The 17,584-nt window shown below is 40.3% G+C and carries 21 protein-coding genes and 1 pseudogene; 17 read left to right on the top strand and 5 right to left on the bottom strand.

What is annotated here, in order from left to right:
• Positions 1-16 precede the first annotated feature (16 nt).
• Entirely contained in the window at positions 17-322 is a 306-nt protein-coding gene (locus ACIZ62_RS13625) for a helix-turn-helix transcriptional regulator (protein WP_414151862.1), read from the bottom strand.
• Positions 323-412: 90 nt separating this feature from the next.
• Between ACIZ62_RS13625 and tnpA the strand changes: the two genes are divergently transcribed.
• The 9 genes and pseudogenes from tnpA to ACIZ62_RS13580 form a co-directional block, all read left to right on the top strand.
• Positions 413-742 (top strand): IS66 family insertion sequence element accessory protein TnpA, encoded by a 330-nt coding sequence (gene tnpA, locus ACIZ62_RS13620; RefSeq protein ID WP_414150378.1) that lies wholly within the window; start codon positions 413-415, stop codon positions 740-742.
• Complete coding sequence (gene tnpB / locus ACIZ62_RS13615) at positions 739-1,113, top strand: IS66 family insertion sequence element accessory protein TnpB (RefSeq protein WP_414150377.1); 375 nt, start codon at positions 739-741, stop codon at positions 1,111-1,113. Before tnpA ends, tnpB begins: the two co-directional genes overlap by 4 nt.
• A gap of 333 nt (positions 1,114-1,446) precedes the next feature.
• Complete coding sequence (gene tnpC, locus ACIZ62_RS13610) at positions 1,447-2,640, top strand: IS66 family transposase (protein WP_414150376.1); 1,194 nt, start codon at positions 1,447-1,449, stop codon at positions 2,638-2,640.
• A 51-nt stretch (positions 2,641-2,691) separates the two neighbouring features.
• On the top strand, positions 2,692-2,874 hold the full coding sequence (locus ACIZ62_RS13605) for a transposase domain-containing protein (protein ID WP_414151861.1): 183 nt from the start codon (positions 2,692-2,694) through the stop codon (positions 2,872-2,874).
• 274 nt (positions 2,875-3,148) lie between these two features.
• A complete protein-coding gene (locus tag ACIZ62_RS13600; protein ID WP_414150375.1) occupies positions 3,149-3,745 on the top strand; it encodes a type IV toxin-antitoxin system AbiEi family antitoxin domain-containing protein in 597 nt (198 codons plus the stop codon).
• The gene (locus ACIZ62_RS13595; RefSeq protein WP_414150374.1) at positions 3,745-3,894 is read left to right on the top strand and encodes a hypothetical protein; all 150 of its coding nucleotides are present in this window, start codon (positions 3,745-3,747) and stop codon (positions 3,892-3,894) included. The genes ACIZ62_RS13600 and ACIZ62_RS13595 overlap by 1 nt, the downstream gene beginning before the upstream one ends.
• A 2-nt stretch (positions 3,895-3,896) precedes the next feature.
• A complete protein-coding gene (locus tag ACIZ62_RS13590; protein ID WP_414150373.1) occupies positions 3,897-4,631 on the top strand; it encodes a nucleotidyl transferase AbiEii/AbiGii toxin family protein in 735 nt (244 codons plus the stop codon).
• A gap of 53 nt (positions 4,632-4,684) precedes the next feature.
• Positions 4,685-4,873, top strand: coding sequence for a hypothetical protein (locus ACIZ62_RS13585; protein WP_414150372.1), 189 nt, complete (start codon positions 4,685-4,687; stop codon positions 4,871-4,873).
• A gap of 12 nt (positions 4,874-4,885) precedes the next feature.
• Positions 4,886-5,929: pseudogene (locus ACIZ62_RS13580) on the top strand (TOTE conflict system archaeo-eukaryotic primase domain-containing protein); the annotation flags it as partial.
• Between the two features lie 472 nt (positions 5,930-6,401).
• Here ACIZ62_RS13580 and ACIZ62_RS13575 read toward each other — a convergent pair.
• The 4 genes from ACIZ62_RS13575 to ACIZ62_RS13560 all read right to left on the bottom strand — a co-directional run bounded on the left by ACIZ62_RS13575 (position 6,402) and on the right by ACIZ62_RS13560 (position 10,006).
• Positions 6,402-7,220 carry an ABC transporter permease gene (locus tag ACIZ62_RS13575; RefSeq protein WP_111889327.1) on the bottom strand — a complete coding sequence of 273 codons (819 nt, stop codon included), beginning with the start codon at positions 7,218-7,220 and terminating at the stop codon, positions 6,402-6,404.
• Positions 7,217-8,158, bottom strand: a complete 942-nt coding sequence (locus ACIZ62_RS13570; RefSeq protein ID WP_111889328.1) for an ATP-binding cassette domain-containing protein — start codon at positions 8,156-8,158, stop codon at positions 7,217-7,219. The genes ACIZ62_RS13575 and ACIZ62_RS13570 overlap by 4 nt, the downstream gene beginning before the upstream one ends.
• A gap of 100 nt (positions 8,159-8,258) precedes the next feature.
• Entirely contained in the window at positions 8,259-9,332 is a 1,074-nt protein-coding gene (locus ACIZ62_RS13565) for a sensor histidine kinase (RefSeq protein WP_111889329.1), read from the bottom strand.
• Positions 9,329-10,006 carry a response regulator transcription factor gene (locus ACIZ62_RS13560; protein WP_414150371.1) on the bottom strand — a complete coding sequence of 226 codons (678 nt, stop codon included), beginning with the start codon at positions 10,004-10,006 and terminating at the stop codon, positions 9,329-9,331. Before ACIZ62_RS13560 ends, ACIZ62_RS13565 begins: the two co-directional genes overlap by 4 nt.
• 604 nt (positions 10,007-10,610) lie before the next feature.
• Here ACIZ62_RS13560 and ACIZ62_RS13555 point away from each other — a divergent pair.
• The 8 genes from ACIZ62_RS13555 to ACIZ62_RS13520 all read left to right on the top strand — a co-directional run bounded on the left by ACIZ62_RS13555 (position 10,611) and on the right by ACIZ62_RS13520 (position 17,583).
• Positions 10,611-10,910 carry a biotin/lipoyl-containing protein gene (locus ACIZ62_RS13555; RefSeq protein ID WP_111889330.1) on the top strand — a complete coding sequence of 100 codons (300 nt, stop codon included), beginning with the start codon at positions 10,611-10,613 and terminating at the stop codon, positions 10,908-10,910.
• An 8-nt stretch (positions 10,911-10,918) separates the two neighbouring features.
• On the top strand, positions 10,919-11,620 hold the full coding sequence (locus ACIZ62_RS13550) for a 2-oxo acid dehydrogenase subunit E2 (RefSeq protein ID WP_414150370.1): 702 nt from the start codon (positions 10,919-10,921) through the stop codon (positions 11,618-11,620).
• A 19-nt stretch (positions 11,621-11,639) separates the two neighbouring features.
• On the top strand, positions 11,640-12,632 hold the full coding sequence (locus tag ACIZ62_RS13545; protein WP_111889332.1) for a thiamine pyrophosphate-dependent dehydrogenase E1 component subunit alpha: 993 nt from the start codon (positions 11,640-11,642) through the stop codon (positions 12,630-12,632).
• Positions 12,632-13,612 (top strand): alpha-ketoacid dehydrogenase subunit beta, encoded by a 981-nt coding sequence (locus ACIZ62_RS13540; RefSeq protein WP_414150369.1) that lies wholly within the window; start codon positions 12,632-12,634, stop codon positions 13,610-13,612. Before ACIZ62_RS13545 ends, ACIZ62_RS13540 begins: the two co-directional genes overlap by 1 nt.
• Positions 13,613-13,691: 79 nt before the next feature.
• Positions 13,692-14,504, top strand: coding sequence for an SDR family NAD(P)-dependent oxidoreductase (locus tag ACIZ62_RS13535; protein ID WP_414150368.1), 813 nt, complete (start codon positions 13,692-13,694; stop codon positions 14,502-14,504).
• A gap of 22 nt (positions 14,505-14,526) precedes the next feature.
• Positions 14,527-15,567 carry a zinc-dependent alcohol dehydrogenase gene (locus ACIZ62_RS13530; protein ID WP_111889335.1) on the top strand — a complete coding sequence of 347 codons (1,041 nt, stop codon included), beginning with the start codon at positions 14,527-14,529 and terminating at the stop codon, positions 15,565-15,567.
• A gap of 60 nt (positions 15,568-15,627) precedes the next feature.
• Positions 15,628-16,968, top strand: coding sequence for an acetyl-CoA hydrolase/transferase family protein (locus tag ACIZ62_RS13525; protein WP_414150367.1), 1,341 nt, complete (start codon positions 15,628-15,630; stop codon positions 16,966-16,968).
• 105 nt (positions 16,969-17,073) lie between these two features.
• On the top strand, positions 17,074-17,583 hold the full coding sequence (locus ACIZ62_RS13520) for a hypothetical protein (RefSeq protein ID WP_111889337.1): 510 nt from the start codon (positions 17,074-17,076) through the stop codon (positions 17,581-17,583).
• Position 17,584: the final 1 nt, after the last annotated feature.

The following is a 17,584-nucleotide window of genomic DNA, read 5'->3' as shown; positions in this document are numbered from 1 at the left end:
CTTGATGTTGCAAAGCTTATTTTGATGATGGATCGATTGTGCGACGGGCCTCTGATAAAATGCCGACAATGGTATTTTGATAGGTTTCCAGGGTTTCGATCCAATTTTTTAAGCAGGTTTGACCGGAGGGGTTGATGCGGTAGATTTTTTTAGCGGCTCCGGTTCCGTTGACGTCCCATTCCGCCGCAATCAGGTTTTTTTCCTCTAAATGTTTAAGAGTCCGATACACGCAGGTACGGTCAATCTTATCACCGTGGATCATTTTTCGAATTTCTAATCCATGGATAATGCGATACCCATGTAAATTCTGACTGGCTAAAATGGTCGTAAGTGCTTCAAAAGATGGCGTAGTGAAAAAACGGCCGAATTAGTATAAACTAACCTGAAAAGAGGTTCAGGAGGTTTAGAGATAATGGTCGAATCAAAAAGACAGCTATGGAAAGAGCGTTTCGAAGAACAGTCAAACAGTGAAATGACCATTGATGCCTGGTGCAGTCAAAATCAGATCAGTAAACACACCTTCTATTATTGGAAGCAGCGGATCCGAAAAGATAAGATGGACAGGGTCGAAGAAAATACCGCGTCACCACTGTTTGCAAAACTGGAAATGCCAGCGACGGCTGCTGAGCGAATAACGGAAGCGGGACTAATTATCCGCTGGCGGGGTTTTGAGCTGATTCTGTCGGATCAACGTGATATCTCTCTGGCAACGCAGTTTATCCGGCAGCTTTCACAGTCATGATGGATCGGTTTATCAGAGGCACAACCCATATTTACATTGCCTGTGGTGCCACCGACTTCAGAAAACAGATGGATGGACTGGCCATGGTTGTCAACATGGAGTTCAAGCTGGATCCATTTTCGGAGGCATGTGCCTTTATTTTCTGCAACCGGAAAAGAAATGCCCTTAAAGTTTTACGTTACGACGGCAACGGGTTTATTCTGGCCAGCAAGAAGCTGCTCAATGGCATGAAATTCCAGTGGCCCAGAACCCCATCAGAAGTCAGAGAAATAACCGGCCAGCAGCTGCAGTGGCTGCTTCAGGGTCTTGAAATCGAGCAAAAAAAAGCCCTCCAGCCGGTGTCGATGACCCTTGAGAACAGCTGCTTCTGACAGCTTTAAAATGATGTGCGACAACTCGGAATGATGGTGCGAAATGGCTTTTTTAAGCCATTTCAAATCTGAAAATGGTAGCGTTCTGGCGCTGGAAATGGTATAATAATACCAAGAAAAAGCAAAGGAATGGATACCGATGACAGGACAGGAAGAACTGCAGATGCTCCGGGCGCTGGTGGAAAAACAGAAAGAAGAATTGGCCGCCAAAGACGAAATTATTGCCAAACAGAATATCCGGATTGAAAACATGGTGTAGGCACTTCTGCAGGCCAGAAAGAAACTGTTCGGCCCCTCCACCGAAACAACAAAAAACCTGGATGGAAATTGTCTTTGTTTGAATCAACCGAGGCACTTGCCAAAGAACTGTTTAACGAACAGCAGAAAATCACAGTCCCCAGTCATACCCGCAAGGCCCGTCAACCTGGAGTCCGGCAGGAAATGCTGGCCGGTCTTCCGAAGGAAATTGAAGAGTACATCATCCCGGACGATGAAGTCTGCTCCAAATGTGGCGAGGATCTGATGGTCATCGGCAAACGGATCGTCCGAACCGAAGTGACCTATGAACCGCCCAAACTGAAGGTGAAACAGATTGTCCAGCAGATTGCCAAGTGTACCCAGTGCGGCAAAGAAGGCAGTGACAATCCTAAGGATCATTTTCAGAAAGCGGCTGTCCCGGTGCCGGTACTTGCTCATTCCATTGCCACGCCATCCCTGGTGGCCCAGGTTATGTATCAGAAGTTTGCCATGGGCATGCCCTTTGCCCGTCAGGAAAAAGATTGGTACCGGTTGGGGCTCATTCTATCCCGTTCAAATATGGCCAACTGGACGAACCGCTGCAGCGAAGAATGGCTGACCCCGGTTTATGAACGCATTCATGCCGAACTGCGCGCCTGTGAAGTGCTGCATATGGATGAAACACGGATTCAGTGCAACCGGGAGGATGGTAAAAAAGCCAGCAGCGATTCCTATATGTGGGTGATCAGGAGTGGGGCATGCGAGAATATCCAGGCCGTTTTCTTTCATTACTCCCCCAGTCGCAAAAGGGAGATCGCCAGGCAGTTGCTTTCCGGATTCCAGGGCTATTTAACGACGGATGCGTATTCTGGCTATGATAAAGTGGAAAATATCCGGCGCAATTTATGTTGGTCGCACTGTCGCCGTTATCATATCGAAAGCATCCCGCTGACCAGCAATGGCAAAGAAATCCCGGGTTCAAAGGGTGCCGAAGGACGGGCGTACATCAACCGGCTTTTTAAAATTGAGAACGAAATAAAGGATCTTCCCTATGAGGAGATCAGAGAAAAGCGTCAGGAACGGTCACGCCCCATTCTGGATGCCTTTTGGTCGTGGGTTGACGAAACTGCGGCCATTCCAACAACGAATGAAAAGCTGACAGCGGCTCTGAACTATTCCAAAAACCAGAAGAAATATCTGGAAACCTTCCTGGAAGACGGACGTCTTCCCATCTCCAATAATCTCTGTGAGGCCAGCATCAGGCCTTTTGCAACTGGACGTCGTGCCTGACTTTTTGCCGATTCACCCAAAGGCGCCACCGCCAATGCGGTTCTCTACACGCTGGTAGAATCCGCCCGGGCTAATGAGCTTGATGTTTACGAATATTTAAATTACCTTTTGACCGAAATCCCCAACAGTGACTACCTGCAACAGCCGGAAGTGCTTGAAAAATACCTGCCATGGTCTTTTGATCTGCCTGATTGTTGCAGACTTAGCCATAACTATAAAAAGTGCCTCAAATAAGATGTCTCCAGTATAGCAGGTTAAATTCAAACTTGCTATACGTCATCTTTTGAGGCACTTACGATTATTTGTCGTACTTTTTCTTAGTGGTCCATTCTGTTTTGTCATCTGTGTGTTGTGTATATTCCGACAGTGAAATCCCATCTGCACAAACACTGTCCCATCATTCACGATTATTAAATCAGAGTGGTCTTTTTACTTGAAAGAATAAATGTTACGTTGTATAATGGAGTTAATATATCCGCTTGCGAATTTAAAAGAGGTGATATTAACGATGAACTGTGAAAAATACAAAAAAGTGTTTGATGAAAATAATGGTATTGTAAAGCTATCCGATTTCACTGATGCGGGATATCACAATACTGTCATTGATCGATTGATCAGAGAAGGAAAAGTAATCAAGATACGTCCTGGCTTTTATGAATGGCAATATGAGGATGTCATATCCGATGCTGTCATTATCAATAAACTTTATCCTGATGCAATTATCTGTATGGATTCGGCACTCTATTTTTATGATTATACGGAGAGAACGCCAGGTGCCTGGCATTTGGCAGTGGATAAAAACAGTTCAAAATCGAGATTTAAAATCGATTATCCGAAATTAAAGGTCTATTACGTGGTTGAAAAATATTTGAAAATCGGGATAGCTGAAGTGGATTTTGAAGGTCAGGTGATTAGAATCTATAATCGGGAAAAAACAATTTGTGACATTATTCGATATGAGAAAAAAATGGATAAAGAAGTATTTAATAAGGCGATTCGAAGCTATGCAACAGACTCAAATAAGAATGTGGGCAGGCTGATGGAATACGCAAAACTGATGAATGTTGAGAAAAAAACGAAGATGATCATGGGGATGTGGATGTGATGGTAAATGTGCAGGCAATGCTTCAAAAATTAAAAGAGAAATCCAGAAAAGAGGGGATCTCTTATACAGTTTATGCTCCAGTTGGTCTGCCAGGAGGAGTTCTAGAGGCGATTGGCAAATTCAAGATATCGAGAAAATCTAATTCTTAAAGGTGGTTTATTCATTTTTGCATAGTGAGTTTGGCAGCAGGCCGACGATGGACATTGATTTTTTAATGAAAAATTTGTCAAACGACCAAACTGAAATGTTAAAAGTCATCAATGATATCGTAAATATGGAAACAGATTATCGCTTTATTGAGTTACAGGTAAGGTCAATAATGAATATAACAGAACAAAAAGACTACCACGGTATCAGGATCAAAATGGTGGGCGTTATCGCCAATACTAAAACACCATTCGATATTGACATTGGCGATGTCATTATACCAGATGCGGAAAGTAGAAAAATTGGCGTACAGATCAGTGGGTTTGAATCACCAAATATTTTCACTTATTCTCTTGAATCAACAGTTTCAGAGAAATGGGATGCAATCATAAGTCGGATGGAAACTACCAGTAGAATGAAAGATTACTATGATATCTATTACCTGGCAGACCATTACGATTTTGATGGAAAAATACTGAAGGATGCGCTTTTGAATACATTGAGCAATCGAAAAACTATTTTTGATGAAACCACGATTGTAAAAGTATCAGATATGTATAATGACGATGATATGCAAAAAAGATGGAAGTCATTTTCCAGGAATTCATTGGAAATTGATCTGGAATTTAAAATTGTAGTTGATATGGTTGTACAATTTATCGAAAAGCCGATGAATGCGATTATTAATAAAGAAGATTTTTCAGAAGATTGGTATTCAAAAGATAGAACTTACAAATGAGAATAAGACGGTGAATTCTTATCGCCCGAAATGATTGATGCGAGGTGAGATAAGTGAAATATGTTGAAGTATTGGAAAAATACGAGGAATTATTGAGTGAAAACAAAAAGTTAAAAGCAACAATAGCGGAGCTTAAATCAACGATCGCTGAGGAATCCACAGTTAACGGTATTGTTAAAGAAGCAGAAAATTTAACAAACGCTGAAGATACAATTGGTCTAACAAAAAAGAGTTCAACGTAGGAAAAGCTTGATTTATTTCTATCGGTTTTCAGAGGCAGATCTGACATTTGTGCCAAACGGTGGCGAAATAAGCCAGGCTATTCTCCATATTGCTTTAATGATTTCAAACCAGGCATCTGCAATAAACCCTGGATAAAGTGTACGGAATGTAAGCAAAGTAATTTTGCGCCACTGGACAGAAAACAACTGGAAAAACACTTGTTAGGGACAGAAAGAACCAGCCATATCAAACAATTGGTTGAGCTTCTAAGTGGCAAAACCGTAAATGTTATTGAATTATCAGGCAATTTAACGGCGAAGAATAGAAAAAAAGCGGTGGAGAGTATCAGGGCAATTAAAAGTGGCGAAAAGTACGTGATTATCGCTACCGGAAAGCTAATTGGCGAAGGCTTTGATGAAGCAAGATTAGACACTTTATTTATGGTCATGCCAATTGCGTGGAAAGGAACGATTGCTCAATATGCCGGACGACTTCATCGGAATTATGAAGGTAAAAAGGAAGTGCTTATCTATGACTATGTTGATGTCCATATACCAGTTTTGGAACGAATGTATCATAAACGGTTAACGGCATACCGATCATTAGGATACAGTATAAAAACCAGTAGCAGTACGTCTGATCTTGAAAATGGTATTTTCGATGAATCAAATTATTTTGATTATGTATTGAAGGATATTGAAAGGGCAAAAAAAAATGTGTTAATTTCAAGTCCATATCTGCAGAAAAAGAAAATTGAAAAAGTGAAAGACGTGCTTTTAAAAACATATTCATCAGGAATACGAGTAACCTTATGCACCAATGAAATTGTGGCTTTTCCAGATAAGCAAATGAATTATATCAAAGCGATTATTGAAAAAATAAGCGGAAAAGGAATTGATGTGATTCAGATAAAAAATAACCGATATCGGTTCATGATTATTGATAGTAGAATTGTCTGGTATGGCGGTATCGATATTCTGGGGAGATGCTTAAATGAGCAATCTTTAATTCGGATTGATAATGGGGCATTGGCAAATGAATTGACTGGTATTATTTATGAACATATCAGTCAATAGATTAAAATACTTACTCCCGGGTGGCATTGCATGATAATCGGTTGGAGATCACCTTGCCAGGGAGGCTGTTGGATGAGGTTTCCATAAAAAAATAGGCTTAGATAAGAAAGTATATGAAGACAAAAAATGATGGTTGGCATTTTGTCTTTATCGTTCGTATAATGTATGCCCTAGACCTACTGATTCGTAATCTCAGTAGGTCGAGGGTTCGATTCCCCCCGCTAGCTCCAGTAAAATGATTATATTTTTGCAAAAGGAACGTCTTTAAACAGCCATTCCTTTTGTTTTAAAATTGTTTTTGTACATTAATCACTTACCATTAACATCAATGCTACGCACTCCACGTGCTTTGAGGATTTAAAGAAGATGCTTGATCAAGTTTATATCCCCTTGGCGGCGGAGTATGTTTATAACTAAAATTTGAGTTTTACATGATAATCTATATTTTACCAATACTTTTGTTCATGTTGTTTTACCTGCTTTTTTCCGAGCGGGCAAAAAGAAAGGTACCGATCATCAAACAAATCACGGTCAACACGACAATGGCGGTAAAGTTCACCACGGGATTAAATAATACAACGCTTGCGTATTCCGGAGTTCCAGCGTAGACCACCGCGCGAACCAGGTCAAGGCAGTATGTCATCGGCATGGCATGGCTTAAGACATACAGAATGCCACTGGAGTTATTAATTGGAATGATCGCTCCGGAAAGAAACATCTGCGGCATGGTGATAAGCATCACAGCAGTATTGGCTGTCTTATTGCTTTTGATAACCCCGATGATGATCATTGCCAGAGCGCCGCCGGAAAGGCACATCAGCGGTGATAGGATGAGAATCATCAGCAGCTGTCCGGGATTCAGGGTAATTCCCATGATGATCCCAACAATTAAGGTGCCGGCCATACTGATAATAGCACCAAAGGATGAGCCGAAAATTTTACCGATCACGATCGAATAGCGCGAGACCGGAGAAACCAGCATCTCCTGAGTAAAATCCGTGGTATGGTCTTCGACCAATGATGTCATTCCCATGGTTGTGACCATAAAAAGCATATTAACCATCATACCGACCATCATAAATTTACTGTAATCGAAACGGAGTCCTCCCGTCATATTCTCAGCGAGGCTGCCGCCCAGCATCCCCATCATGATCAATGGCATGGCAAGACTCGTAAAAATTGTACCGGGTGACCGGAGTGCCAGAGTTATGTCCCTTAGAGCGATCGTGATAACGGCATTGATTTCTCGTTTGACTCTTGATTTTCTATTTGTCAATGAAATTTCAGTCATGCTGCACCTGCCGTTTTGTTAATGTAATCCACATATGCGTCTTCCAGTGATGGCTCTTTAATTTCCAATACCGTCAGTTTGGTTTTAAGTTTGGAAATAATTTCCTGCGGCGTTCTGTTCTGATAAGGAACGATGATATGCGTATCCTTTTTATGTAACAATCCCAGCTCCGAAAGTTCACTCGTCAAGCTTATCCGGTCTTCGGCATCCAGAATAATTTCCTTGCGTAGCAGACTTTTTTTCATTTCCTCCGGCGAGCAACAGCTGGCAATCTGTCCTTTATTAATAATGCATACCTTATCCACATGCTCAGCCTCGTCGATATAGTGTGTGGTTAAAAAAACCGTTGTCCCGTATTCTTTGCGGACATTATTAATGTATTCCCACAGACTTCTACGGCTTACCGCGTCCAGTCCCTGCGTCGGTTCGTCAAGAAACAAAACGGCCGGTGTGTGCATGAGACTGCGGATAATCTCCAGTTTGCGTTGCATGCCGCCCGACATCTTTTTGACGGGCTTAAAGATGGTATCCCGAATTCCGACAATCTCGGCGAGTTCCATGACACGATTTTTATATTCTGCGGGCATAAGCCGAAAGGATGGACGGTAACTGTACATCCCATATAAGCAAGCATGGAAGCGAATATTTTCCTCCGCTGAGAGCTGTAGATCGAGGCTGGGCTTTTGGAAGATGATCCCTACCTTATCCCGTACCTGCTTTGCTTCTTTTTCAATGTCATAGCCGGCAATCATTACGATGCCAGAAGTTTTGGACAATGTAGTGGTCAGGATCGAAATAGTGGTGGTTTTTCCGGCTCCGTTGGGACCGAGGAAAGCAAAAAACTCGCCTTCATCCACCGCAAAACTGACCCCCTTGACGGCCGGTGCTTTTGCTTTGTCATATTGTTTTATCAGATTTTCTACTTGAATCATTGACATAAAAATAACCTCCTGTTTATTTACTTCGAAATTAGTTTAACAAAGTAATTTAAACACAATATAAATGGCATTTAAACACAATGTAAATGCGAAAAAAAGTTTATCGGTCTTTGATGGAAAGCAACTTCGGCAGGGTGATCGTAAATGTTGTGCCCTTATTGATTTCGCTTTGCGGAGTAATTTGACCTTCATGCAATTCTACAATTTTTTTAGCGAGAGAGAGTCCGAGTCCGTTACCGCCGAGAGCCCGGTCGCGGGATTTATCGACCTTATAAAAGCGCTCAAATATATGGATCTGGTCTTCCGACCGGATACCGATACCGGTATCGATAATCTGACAGCACACCTTTGTTTGATCGGACGTCAATATAACGTGAATCATTCCACCTTCCGGCGTGAATTTTATAGCGTTATGGAGAAGATTCACCCAAACTTGAGACAGCAACCCCTCGTCGCCCTGGATTGATAATCTTTCCAAATCCACTTCCATCACAATATGCTTGGTGCTCCATTGTGGCTCTAACATCAGGGCAACATCCTCTAACTGCTTGTCGAGCCTGAATTCGATGAAGGATAAAGGTTCACCTCCAGTTTCCAGCGCTGATAGCTTCAGCAGATTATCACTTAAAGCGGACAACCGTTTGCTTTCGGTTTCAATGATACCTAAATAGCGATTTTTTTGTGCAGTTGTTAGGGTGTCGCTTTTTAATAATGCGGCAAAACCGCTAATGGAAGTCAGCGGAGACTGTATCTCGTGAGATACGTTGGAAATAAAATCCTGTCGTAGCTGTTCCATCGTGCCAAGTTCTTTCGCTATTTTATTGATTCCCTCCACCATATCGTTGTGGTGGTACTCATCCCAAGTCTCGATAAAGACGTCGAAATCCCCTTGGGCAATTCTTGTCATAGCGTTTAGTAATTGATTTTGCATAACATGATGCTGCTGGATACCTTTTGAATACTTACTAGCGATTAATCTGGAAACGGATGCCACACATATAAATAAAATCATGCCAACGAGTCCTGAAATAATATGAGTCCAAAATTCCGAAGGCGTGCCGGTCCAGTGGTAAATCATAACTGTAATGCCATACCCGGCGGCAAAAGAACAGCCAAAAGTAAAAAAAAGTAAAGCTACTGAAATTGCGGCAGGAGGTCGTTTAGTCTGTTTCATGAGACCACCTCCAACCGGTATCCAAGACCCCGGATGGTGGTAATTTTAAAACCGGTCTGTTGCTCCGGAAAACGATCGCGCAATCGGTTTACATGGACGTCTAACGTCCGTTCGTTTCCCTCAAAATCAACGCCCCAGATATCTTCAATCAATCGGTTGCGGGAAAATGTTTTACCGGGAAAGCTTGCCAGCTTGAAGAGCAATTCAAATTCCTTCATCGGAATATCTTCATGTAAGCCATTCATTGTGATGCTGTGGCGGTTTCTATCGATCGTAACATTGCCGATCTGGATTATCTGGGATGCTTCAATTTTATAACGCCGCAACAGCGCCTGAACGCGTACGACCAATTCATCGCCTTCAAAAGGCTTGGTCAGATAATCGTCGGCGCCAAGTCCGAAGCCTTTTACCTTGTTTGCGAGCTCACCTTTGGCCGTCAGCATTAAAATCGGTATGTTTTCGTAATAAGAACGCAAATGACGACAGAGCTCAAAGCCGTCCATGTTCGGCATCATGATGTCGATAATTGCCAGATCAGGGTTATCAATATCGATATTTTGTAGCGCTTCATGTCCGTCTGCTGCCTCGCATACTTCAAATCCGTTGTTTTGAAGCAAAGCAATCACAAGTTCACGGATGTTTGAATCGTCGTCAACAATCATAATTTTACTCATCTTTCATCACCTCTTCTAAATTGTATCATACCGATTTAAACGGAGATTAAACGAAGCAAAAAAATTGCAACTTTTGATTATTTCCTAATGTGGTGATATATGAGTGTTACAACTTCATTGTACCATTGCACAGCTTTATTATAACCTTGGTGACTACTTTGTGTGTTGAAATTGCTGGAGATGTCTATTATGAAAAAAGTATACAGCGAATAAGAGTACTTTGAAGCGTCAAAACGGCAGATAAAATTGGTATTACAAGTATTCTAAAAAAAGATAAAAGTGTCGTAAAGATGTCGTATATAAAGAATTGATGGCTTTAATAAGCCGTTTTATTGCTGATTCGTAATCAATAGGTTGGACCTGCCAGTCCAGTAAAAATAGCACAAGTGAGCCGTTTTATCGGCTTTTTTTTGTGTCGCAAATAAAGGAAAGCGGACAAAAAAACGCTTTATAATTCTAAAAAACCTGTTCAAAAAGTTCGCATATTGAGCCGTTTTGTTTTGAAATTTCAAGATTAGAAAGGATGAGAAAAGGATGAAAAGAATTAGAAAAGATCAAAAAAGTCTGATAAATATAATAATTCAATCATCTTTTGGGAGGATGAATGCAATCGTTTAAAATGCTACGATTATTACGTAATAATGATCAAATAAATTTAGGAGGCGAAATAATGGTAGAAGTCCAAGTTCCTATGATAGGACAATCGGGAATGGATGTAAGAATTGAAGTATGGATGATTGAAGAAGGCGAACACATTGAAAAAGGAGAACCTTTGTACGAACTTTCCAATGAAAAACTCAATCAGGAGATTGAAAGCCCTGCCACTGGTACTTTAGTTAAAATTTTAGTGCCCGAAGGTGAGACCGTTGCTGTTGGCGATATACTTGCCCACATTGAAGAATAGGAGTTAATATGGCAGAGCCGAAAAGAATAAAAGAAAGTTATAAAATTTCTGGTGCACGTAAATTCATCGGGAAGAAAATGACAGAGAGCCTGAGAGATTATCCGCAAGGATCGGGATCGATTTATTTTCCAGTAGACGCAGTGCTTGACCTAAAAGATGAACTCAAGGCTCAAAATCCTAATGTAAGTGTTACCTCTGTATTTGTCAAGCTGGCAGCGGAGGCTTTAAAAGAACACCCGTTGATAAATTCAGCATTGATCGGCGATGAATTCTTTATTTATGATTCGATAAATATTGCAGTGGGTATTGGTTTGCACGAAGGAATTATGATGGTTGTTGTTAATGAAGCTCAAGATAAAGATGTTTTCCAAATTTCAGATGAGCTTCAAGACATGATTGCAAAATTAAAAACAAAAAAACTCGGAATGGAACATATGATGAATTCTACTTATACCATAAGTAATATGGGGATGCTTGAAATAGACCAGGTAACACCATTTTTGAATCCACCGGAAACGGGCATCATGGCCATTGGGACAACAAAAAAACAATTGGTTGTGAATGATGATGACACCACCAGCATTAAAAGAATGGCGTGTTTCAGTGTGACAATTAATCATGCAGCTATTGACGGATTTCATAGTGGCTTATTTCTAAAAACATTTAAGAAATATTTACTGGACCCAAAATCATTTATGGGTTTGAAATAAGAATATTGGAGGTAAATTAATGAACTTTTCAAATGAAGAACTTCTGGACATGTATTCGGATATTGTAAAATCAAGAGTCCTCGGTGAAAAAATCGTTGAATACATTTATAGTGGAAAAATTGCAGGTGCAATCCATCCTTGTTTAGGACAGGAAGCGGTTAGTGCTGGTATTTTGACGGCATTCAAAAAATCGGACATTATCACCTATGGTACTGAAACACATCGAGCTCAGACTGTGATGGCTCATCGTGTTGGTTGGAAACCATTTATTGCGGAATTGCTTGGCCGAACCGGTGGCTGTAATGACGGCATATCAGGTGAATATCATATCCATGATCTCAAAAATGGCCAACTCCCTGCAGCCGGTGCACTCGGCGGGACCTGGGCCGAAATTGCTGGATTTGCATGGGCTCTTAAGAATGATGGTAAAAAGCGACAGATTGGTTTTGCTCCATATGGAGACGGTGCGATCAGTCAAGGTGCAACCTATGAAGCAATGAACATCGCGGCCCTTTTCAAATTGCCGATTTTGTTCTTCATCGAAAATAATGGGATTGCGATGTCGACACCGGTGGAAAGCCAGTCGCCATTGGAAAACCTGGCCGATCGAGCAGCAGCATTTAACATGAAAGGCGTTACGGTTGATGGCGATGATCCCGTAGCAGTCGCTGAAGCAGTTCTAAATGGGATGGAATTGGCAGCTAATAATGAGCCGAATGTTGTTGAAGTCAAAACAATGCGTTGGGAAGGCCATTATGTTGGTGACGCTCAGAAATATCGCGATTTGAGTTATAAAAAAGATTTAGATTCTATTTGCCCGGTTGTTCGTTTCGAAAAACGCTTGAAAGAATTAGGAATTCTTGATGATGAAATCATTAAAGCAGTGAAAGAAGCACAAACAAAAGAAATTGTTGAAGGTTTTGATGAAGGATTAAGTCAAAGCTGCGTAACTAAAGAACAGGTGTTAGATTACAAGAGAGTTTATTCAAATAATGCAGGAGGTGAACTATAATGTCAGAAATGTCAGTTATGAAAGCTCTGAATCTTGCCATGTTCGAAGAAATGGCGACTGATGAAAAAGTTATATGTATTGGAGAAGATCTTGGCAAACAAGGTGGATGCTGGGGAACATTTACCGGGTTACAAGAAAAATTTGGAAAAAATCGTGTATTGGAATTTCCGATTTTAGAAGCTGGTTACACATTATTCTCTGTCGGTGCTGCATTAGGTGGGTATCGGCCAATTGTAGAATATATGTTTGCCGATTTTGCAACACTCGGATTTGAAGGGATTGTCGATATTGCAGCAAAAATTCGGTTTAATTCCGGTGGCGTCGATAGTTGTCCGGTAACCTTTGTTTTACCTCAGGGTGGCGGAGGAAAGAGTGGGGCCCATCATTCTCAAAGTGTTGAAGCCTGGTTTGCCAATGTACCGGGGCTAAAAATTGTCGCGCCGACAACTCCGGCGGATGTCAGAGCTTATTATCGTGCTGCGATTCGTGATGATGATCCGACTCTATTTATTTACCAGAGGGCAACAATGGGTTTGACAGAAGAAGTGCCCGATGAGTTGGACGAAGTGCCATCGCTACTAAAAGCTGGAAAAGTTGTTAAAACAGGTGCCGACTTAACCGTTGTTGCCTACCATAGAGCATTAGTGAATGTTATGGCAGCGGCAGCACAAGTTGAAGCAGAAACTGGAAAAACAATTGAGATTATCGATCCAAGAGTATTAATACCCTTCGATAAAGAAATCGTCTTCGATTCGGTTAAAAAGACGGGCCGCTTAATGGTCGCACATGAGGCCCCGGAAAGAGGTGGCTTTGGAGCTCAGATTGTCTCCTGGGTTGTCGAAAATTGCATGAAAGAATTAAAAGCTGCGCCTGTTCGAGTATCCGGTGTAAATTCAATCATACCATTTGGTGATTTAGAGAAATATTTATATCCATCCGTTGAAGATATTAAAGCAGGAATTTTAAAAGCACTAAAATAGTCCGATCATTTGCAATAGACAGAAGCGATCAAAATCATCGCTGTCTATTGCGCTAGTAAAAATTAAGGAGATTAACAGTATGGCGATCAAATTCGAATTTTCTGAAAAAACCGCGGTTATTACTGGGGCAGCCAAAGGTATTGGGGCAGCAATTGCAAAAATGTTCGCTGAGTCCGGAGCAAATGTTGTTATCGTTGATATGGATGTTGAAAATGGCGAAAAGATGGCTTCGAAACTTGAAGAAAAAGGGGTCAAAACATTATTTCGAAAAGTGGATATCAGCGATGAAAATGCTGTTGATGCATTTTCAAAGGAGATATTAGACAAATTTAAAAAGATTGAAATCCTTGTAAATTGTGCAGGTATCGGACCAAAAGATATAGGACCGCCATTTTCAAAAATATCTTCAGACGATGTAAAACGTGTTTTTAATGTCAACACAGTAGGCATGCTTAATATGTGCCGATCCTTTTATGGTAATTTCTACGCACAAAAAAGTGGAAAGATTATTAATATTTCTTCAATTGCGGCGTTTCTGCAAGTGCCAATGATGCCTCAATATGGTGCCTCTAAGGCAGCAACGATTAGCTTTTCTAATTCTCTTGCAAAAGAAATGGGAAGTTTTAATGTGAATGTCAACTGTGTCAATCCTGGATTTATTAATACCGATATTTATTCAGATGCATTAGATTTTAAAAAAGCAGTGCCTGGAGCATTCGAAGATTGCAGCACAAGCCAACAAGTTGTTGAAAAAATGGCATCAGGGTCAGCATTAAAGCGTACTCAGTCACCAGAAGATATTGCTTTTGCAGTATTGTTTTTAGCATCGGATGAAGCAAAAAATATTACCGGACAGTGTTTAAATGTGGATTCTGGAATTGTATATCGTTAAATAGAAAGATTGGGGAGAAAAAATGAAAGCGGTTCAAAAATTAGAACATGGTGTTGGTTATCTAGGATGTGTAGCGGTTGAGGAACCAAAACCAACTTACGGTAGCGTTAAAATTAAAATAGAATTTTGTGGCATATGTGGTTCTGATTTGCATATTGTTGGTGGTTTTGAAACACCGACATCTCCACTTCCAATCCCCTTTACCATGGGTCATGAATATAGCGGAACTATTGCAGAAATTGGTGAAGGGGTAACGCAATTTAAAGTTGGTGATCGTGTTACAGGTATTGTAACAAAAGGCTTCTGTGGGAAATGTAGATCTTGTTTAATGGGTGATATTGGAAGATGCCAGGATGCCATCAATATCGGTTATGAATGTGATGGAGCAATGGCAGAATACATTTGTATGCCAGAAGGAGCGACGTTTAAGTTGCCTGATAATGTTAGTTTAGAAGAGGGCGCACTGGTTGAACCTGCTGCTGTTGCCGCTCACGCTGTCTTAGAAAACGTTGACATTAAACCAACTGATACGGTTGTAGTTATGGGGGCAGGTCCGATCGGTTTACTTGTTCTTCAATTTATAAAAGCCTGTGGTGCAAAGACAATTTTAGCGGACATTTCTTCCGCAAATGCTCGATTGGAATTAGGTAAAAAACTTGGAGCGGACTACACTTTTGAAAATGACAAATGCAACGTAATCCAGGAAGTGCGTGCCCTGACCTTTGGAAAAGGTGCTGATTTTGTTTTTGAATGCACGGGTGTAGACATCGTAATTACACAATCAATCATGATGACAAAACGTGCCGGAACAATTGTTGAATTAGCCCTTACCAGTGCAGAAGGTAGCAATATAAAAGCATATATTGTTGCCGTCATGCAAAATATGAGAATCCAGTTTTCATATGGTCATAATCTGGGCACATGGCAAAAAACGCTTCAAATGATGGCAGATGGAAGGATTAACACTAAAGATTTAGTAACACATAAATTTAAATTTGAAGATTTTGATGAGGCATTTGAATGTAACGATGCAAATAAAATAAAAGTATTATTGCATCCATAATGTCCTTATCAGTGCGGTAATGAAACGGATTGCCGCACATTTATTATTTGAGAGGTGAAAATGAACTATAAAGAATTATTAGATAAGAAAACAATCACAATTGAAGAAGCTGTAGGAAAGATCACCAATGGAGCTACAATTTACACCTATGGTATAGCTGAGCCAATGGCTTACATGGATCAATTTTATTTATTAAAAGATCGTGGCGTAAAAGGGGTTACCCATATTAATTTATTAAACCTAAAACCTTATGATTTTTATTCAGATGAAACATATGATGGCATCCTTAATCACGTTAGTGGATTTTATGGGAATTTTATGAGAGATCCTGCACAAACAAAAATGACGACCTTTTATCCAAATCATTTGAGTAAAAGTGGAACTGATCGATTATATTATCATGAGATAACAGGAAAACCAGTTAGTATCTTCACTCTGTCAGTTAGCCCGATGGATAAGCAAGGTTACTTCAGCACTGGTCCAATCTGTGTTGCCAGTCCGGATTACTTAAAAAGAGCGGATTTAGTCATTTTAGAAATTAATGAAAATGTTCCACGTACTTTTGGGGATACCCAGGTGCATATATCTGATGTTGACTATGTTTTATATGGTAATAATGAGGTAATGTACCTTCCAAGTGGTAATGTTGCATTGAGCGATGAAGATATTCTTATTGGAAAACACATTGCTGACATGATTGAAGATGGATCGACTCTTCAGTTGGGCATCGGTGGAATACCAAATGCAGTTGCAATGGCATTGAAAGATAAAAAAGATTTAGGCGTTCACACTGAAATGTTGAATGATGGTCTTGTTCAATTGTATAAGGAAGGTATTGTAACAAATCGATGTAAAACACTCTATGAAAACAAAATGATAACATCATTTACGTTTGGTAGCAAGGAAACATATGACTTCATCGATGACAATGTTGGCGTCCTGCATATAAATGTCAGAGACAGTAATTCGCCTTTTGAATTAGCAAAAAACTATAAAATGATATCTGTCAATACGACACTTCAAGTTGATTTATTTGGCCAATGTTCTTCGGAAGCTGTTGGAACGAGGCATATAAGTGGTACCGGTGGTCAGGTTGAGACAGCCCAGGGTGCTAAAATGTCGAAAGACGGGAAATCATTTATTGCATTGCACTCAACTGCCAATGTAAAAAACGCGAGTGGCGAAAGAGTATTGAAATCAACGATTGTAGATGTTCATCCCGAAGGTACCGTCATAACATTGTCAAGGGCTGATGTTGATTATGTTGTTACTGAATATGGTGTTGCAGCATTAAGAGGCACTTCCTTAATTGAACGGGCACAAGCGTTGATAAAGATCGCACATCCGAACTTCAGGGATGAGCTTGAAGAAAAAGCAAAACAACGCGCCATATTAAGATAGCGGAATTTAAATGCCTGGTTTTTAAAGGGAGTCTGGAAATGTTGGAATACGTCCAAAAAAGAAGTAAGCATATACTGAAAAATAATCAATGAAAAGGGGTTTAAAATGGAAAATAAATCAGTTAATGAAAAAGTTAAAGAGGGGATTGTCCTGGGCGTTATCCTGACAATGGCAATATTTTTCTTTTCAATCGTCAGTGGAATGTTAGGATTGGTTAATGTATGGGCCGGTTGTATGTTCTTTTGGTATTGGGCAAATGTTGATCATTTCAAAATGGATCATATTGTAGAAAATATCGTTGGGTCTCTAGTTGGGATAGCATTGTGTTTTGGACTTTACTATTTGCTTCACAATTATGGATTGTCTGTTTTTGAAATAGCACTGATTGTTGTATTATTTGTTGTTTTATTCTTTAATATTACGGAGTTTTTACCGTACATTCTTAATAAAGCAACATTTTTGTTTATTACTGTCCTGACAGCACATCAGTTCTTAACAGAAAGTAATTATTTCGATTTGCTTCTTTCATATGCATTTGGTGTTGTTTGGTTTTCACTCATCCTGACCGTGGCATTTAAAGCATTGGGCGCACTTGCAGTTAAAAATGCAGCCTAAA

This window comes from Acetobacterium carbinolicum (assembly GCF_047456275.1).
GTDB classification, from domain to species: domain Bacteria; phylum Bacillota; class Clostridia; order Eubacteriales; family Eubacteriaceae; genus Acetobacterium; species Acetobacterium carbinolicum.
The sequence above is the reverse complement of the archived record's forward strand: the minus strand, read 5'-3'. Positions and strand labels throughout refer to the sequence as shown.

Bases quoted from the DNA above. Each gene is read 5' to 3' on its own strand.
- tnpA (WP_414150378.1), top strand. From the start codon at position 413: ATGGTCGAATCAAAAAGACAGCTATGGAAAGAGCGTTTCGAAGAACAG.
- tnpB (WP_414150377.1), top strand. From the start codon at position 739: ATGATGGATCGGTTTATCAGAGGCACAACCCATATTTACATTGCCTGT.
- ACIZ62_RS13600 (WP_414150375.1), top strand. From the start codon at position 3,149: ATGAACTGTGAAAAATACAAAAAAGTGTTTGATGAAAATAATGGTATT.
- ACIZ62_RS13595 (WP_414150374.1), top strand. From the start codon at position 3,745: ATGGTAAATGTGCAGGCAATGCTTCAAAAATTAAAAGAGAAATCCAGA.
- ACIZ62_RS13575 (WP_111889327.1), bottom strand. From the start codon at position 7,220: ATGACTGAAATTTCATTGACAAATAGAAAATCAAGAGTCAAACGAGAA.
- ACIZ62_RS13570 (WP_111889328.1), bottom strand. From the start codon at position 8,158: ATGTCAATGATTCAAGTAGAAAATCTGATAAAACAATATGACAAAGCA.
- ACIZ62_RS13565 (WP_111889329.1), bottom strand. From the start codon at position 9,332: ATGAAACAGACTAAACGACCTCCTGCCGCAATTTCAGTAGCTTTACTT.
- ACIZ62_RS13560 (WP_414150371.1), bottom strand. From the start codon at position 10,006: ATGAGTAAAATTATGATTGTTGACGACGATTCAAACATCCGTGAACTT.
- ACIZ62_RS13555 (WP_111889330.1), top strand. From the start codon at position 10,611: ATGCAATCGTTTAAAATGCTACGATTATTACGTAATAATGATCAAATA.
- ACIZ62_RS13550 (WP_414150370.1), top strand. From the start codon at position 10,919: ATGGCAGAGCCGAAAAGAATAAAAGAAAGTTATAAAATTTCTGGTGCA.
- ACIZ62_RS13545 (WP_111889332.1), top strand. From the start codon at position 11,640: ATGAACTTTTCAAATGAAGAACTTCTGGACATGTATTCGGATATTGTA.
- ACIZ62_RS13540 (WP_414150369.1), top strand. From the start codon at position 12,632: ATGTCAGAAATGTCAGTTATGAAAGCTCTGAATCTTGCCATGTTCGAA.
- ACIZ62_RS13535 (WP_414150368.1), top strand. From the start codon at position 13,692: ATGGCGATCAAATTCGAATTTTCTGAAAAAACCGCGGTTATTACTGGG.
- ACIZ62_RS13530 (WP_111889335.1), top strand. From the start codon at position 14,527: ATGAAAGCGGTTCAAAAATTAGAACATGGTGTTGGTTATCTAGGATGT.
- ACIZ62_RS13525 (WP_414150367.1), top strand. From the start codon at position 15,628: ATGAACTATAAAGAATTATTAGATAAGAAAACAATCACAATTGAAGAA.
- ACIZ62_RS13520 (WP_111889337.1), top strand. From the start codon at position 17,074: ATGGAAAATAAATCAGTTAATGAAAAAGTTAAAGAGGGGATTGTCCTG.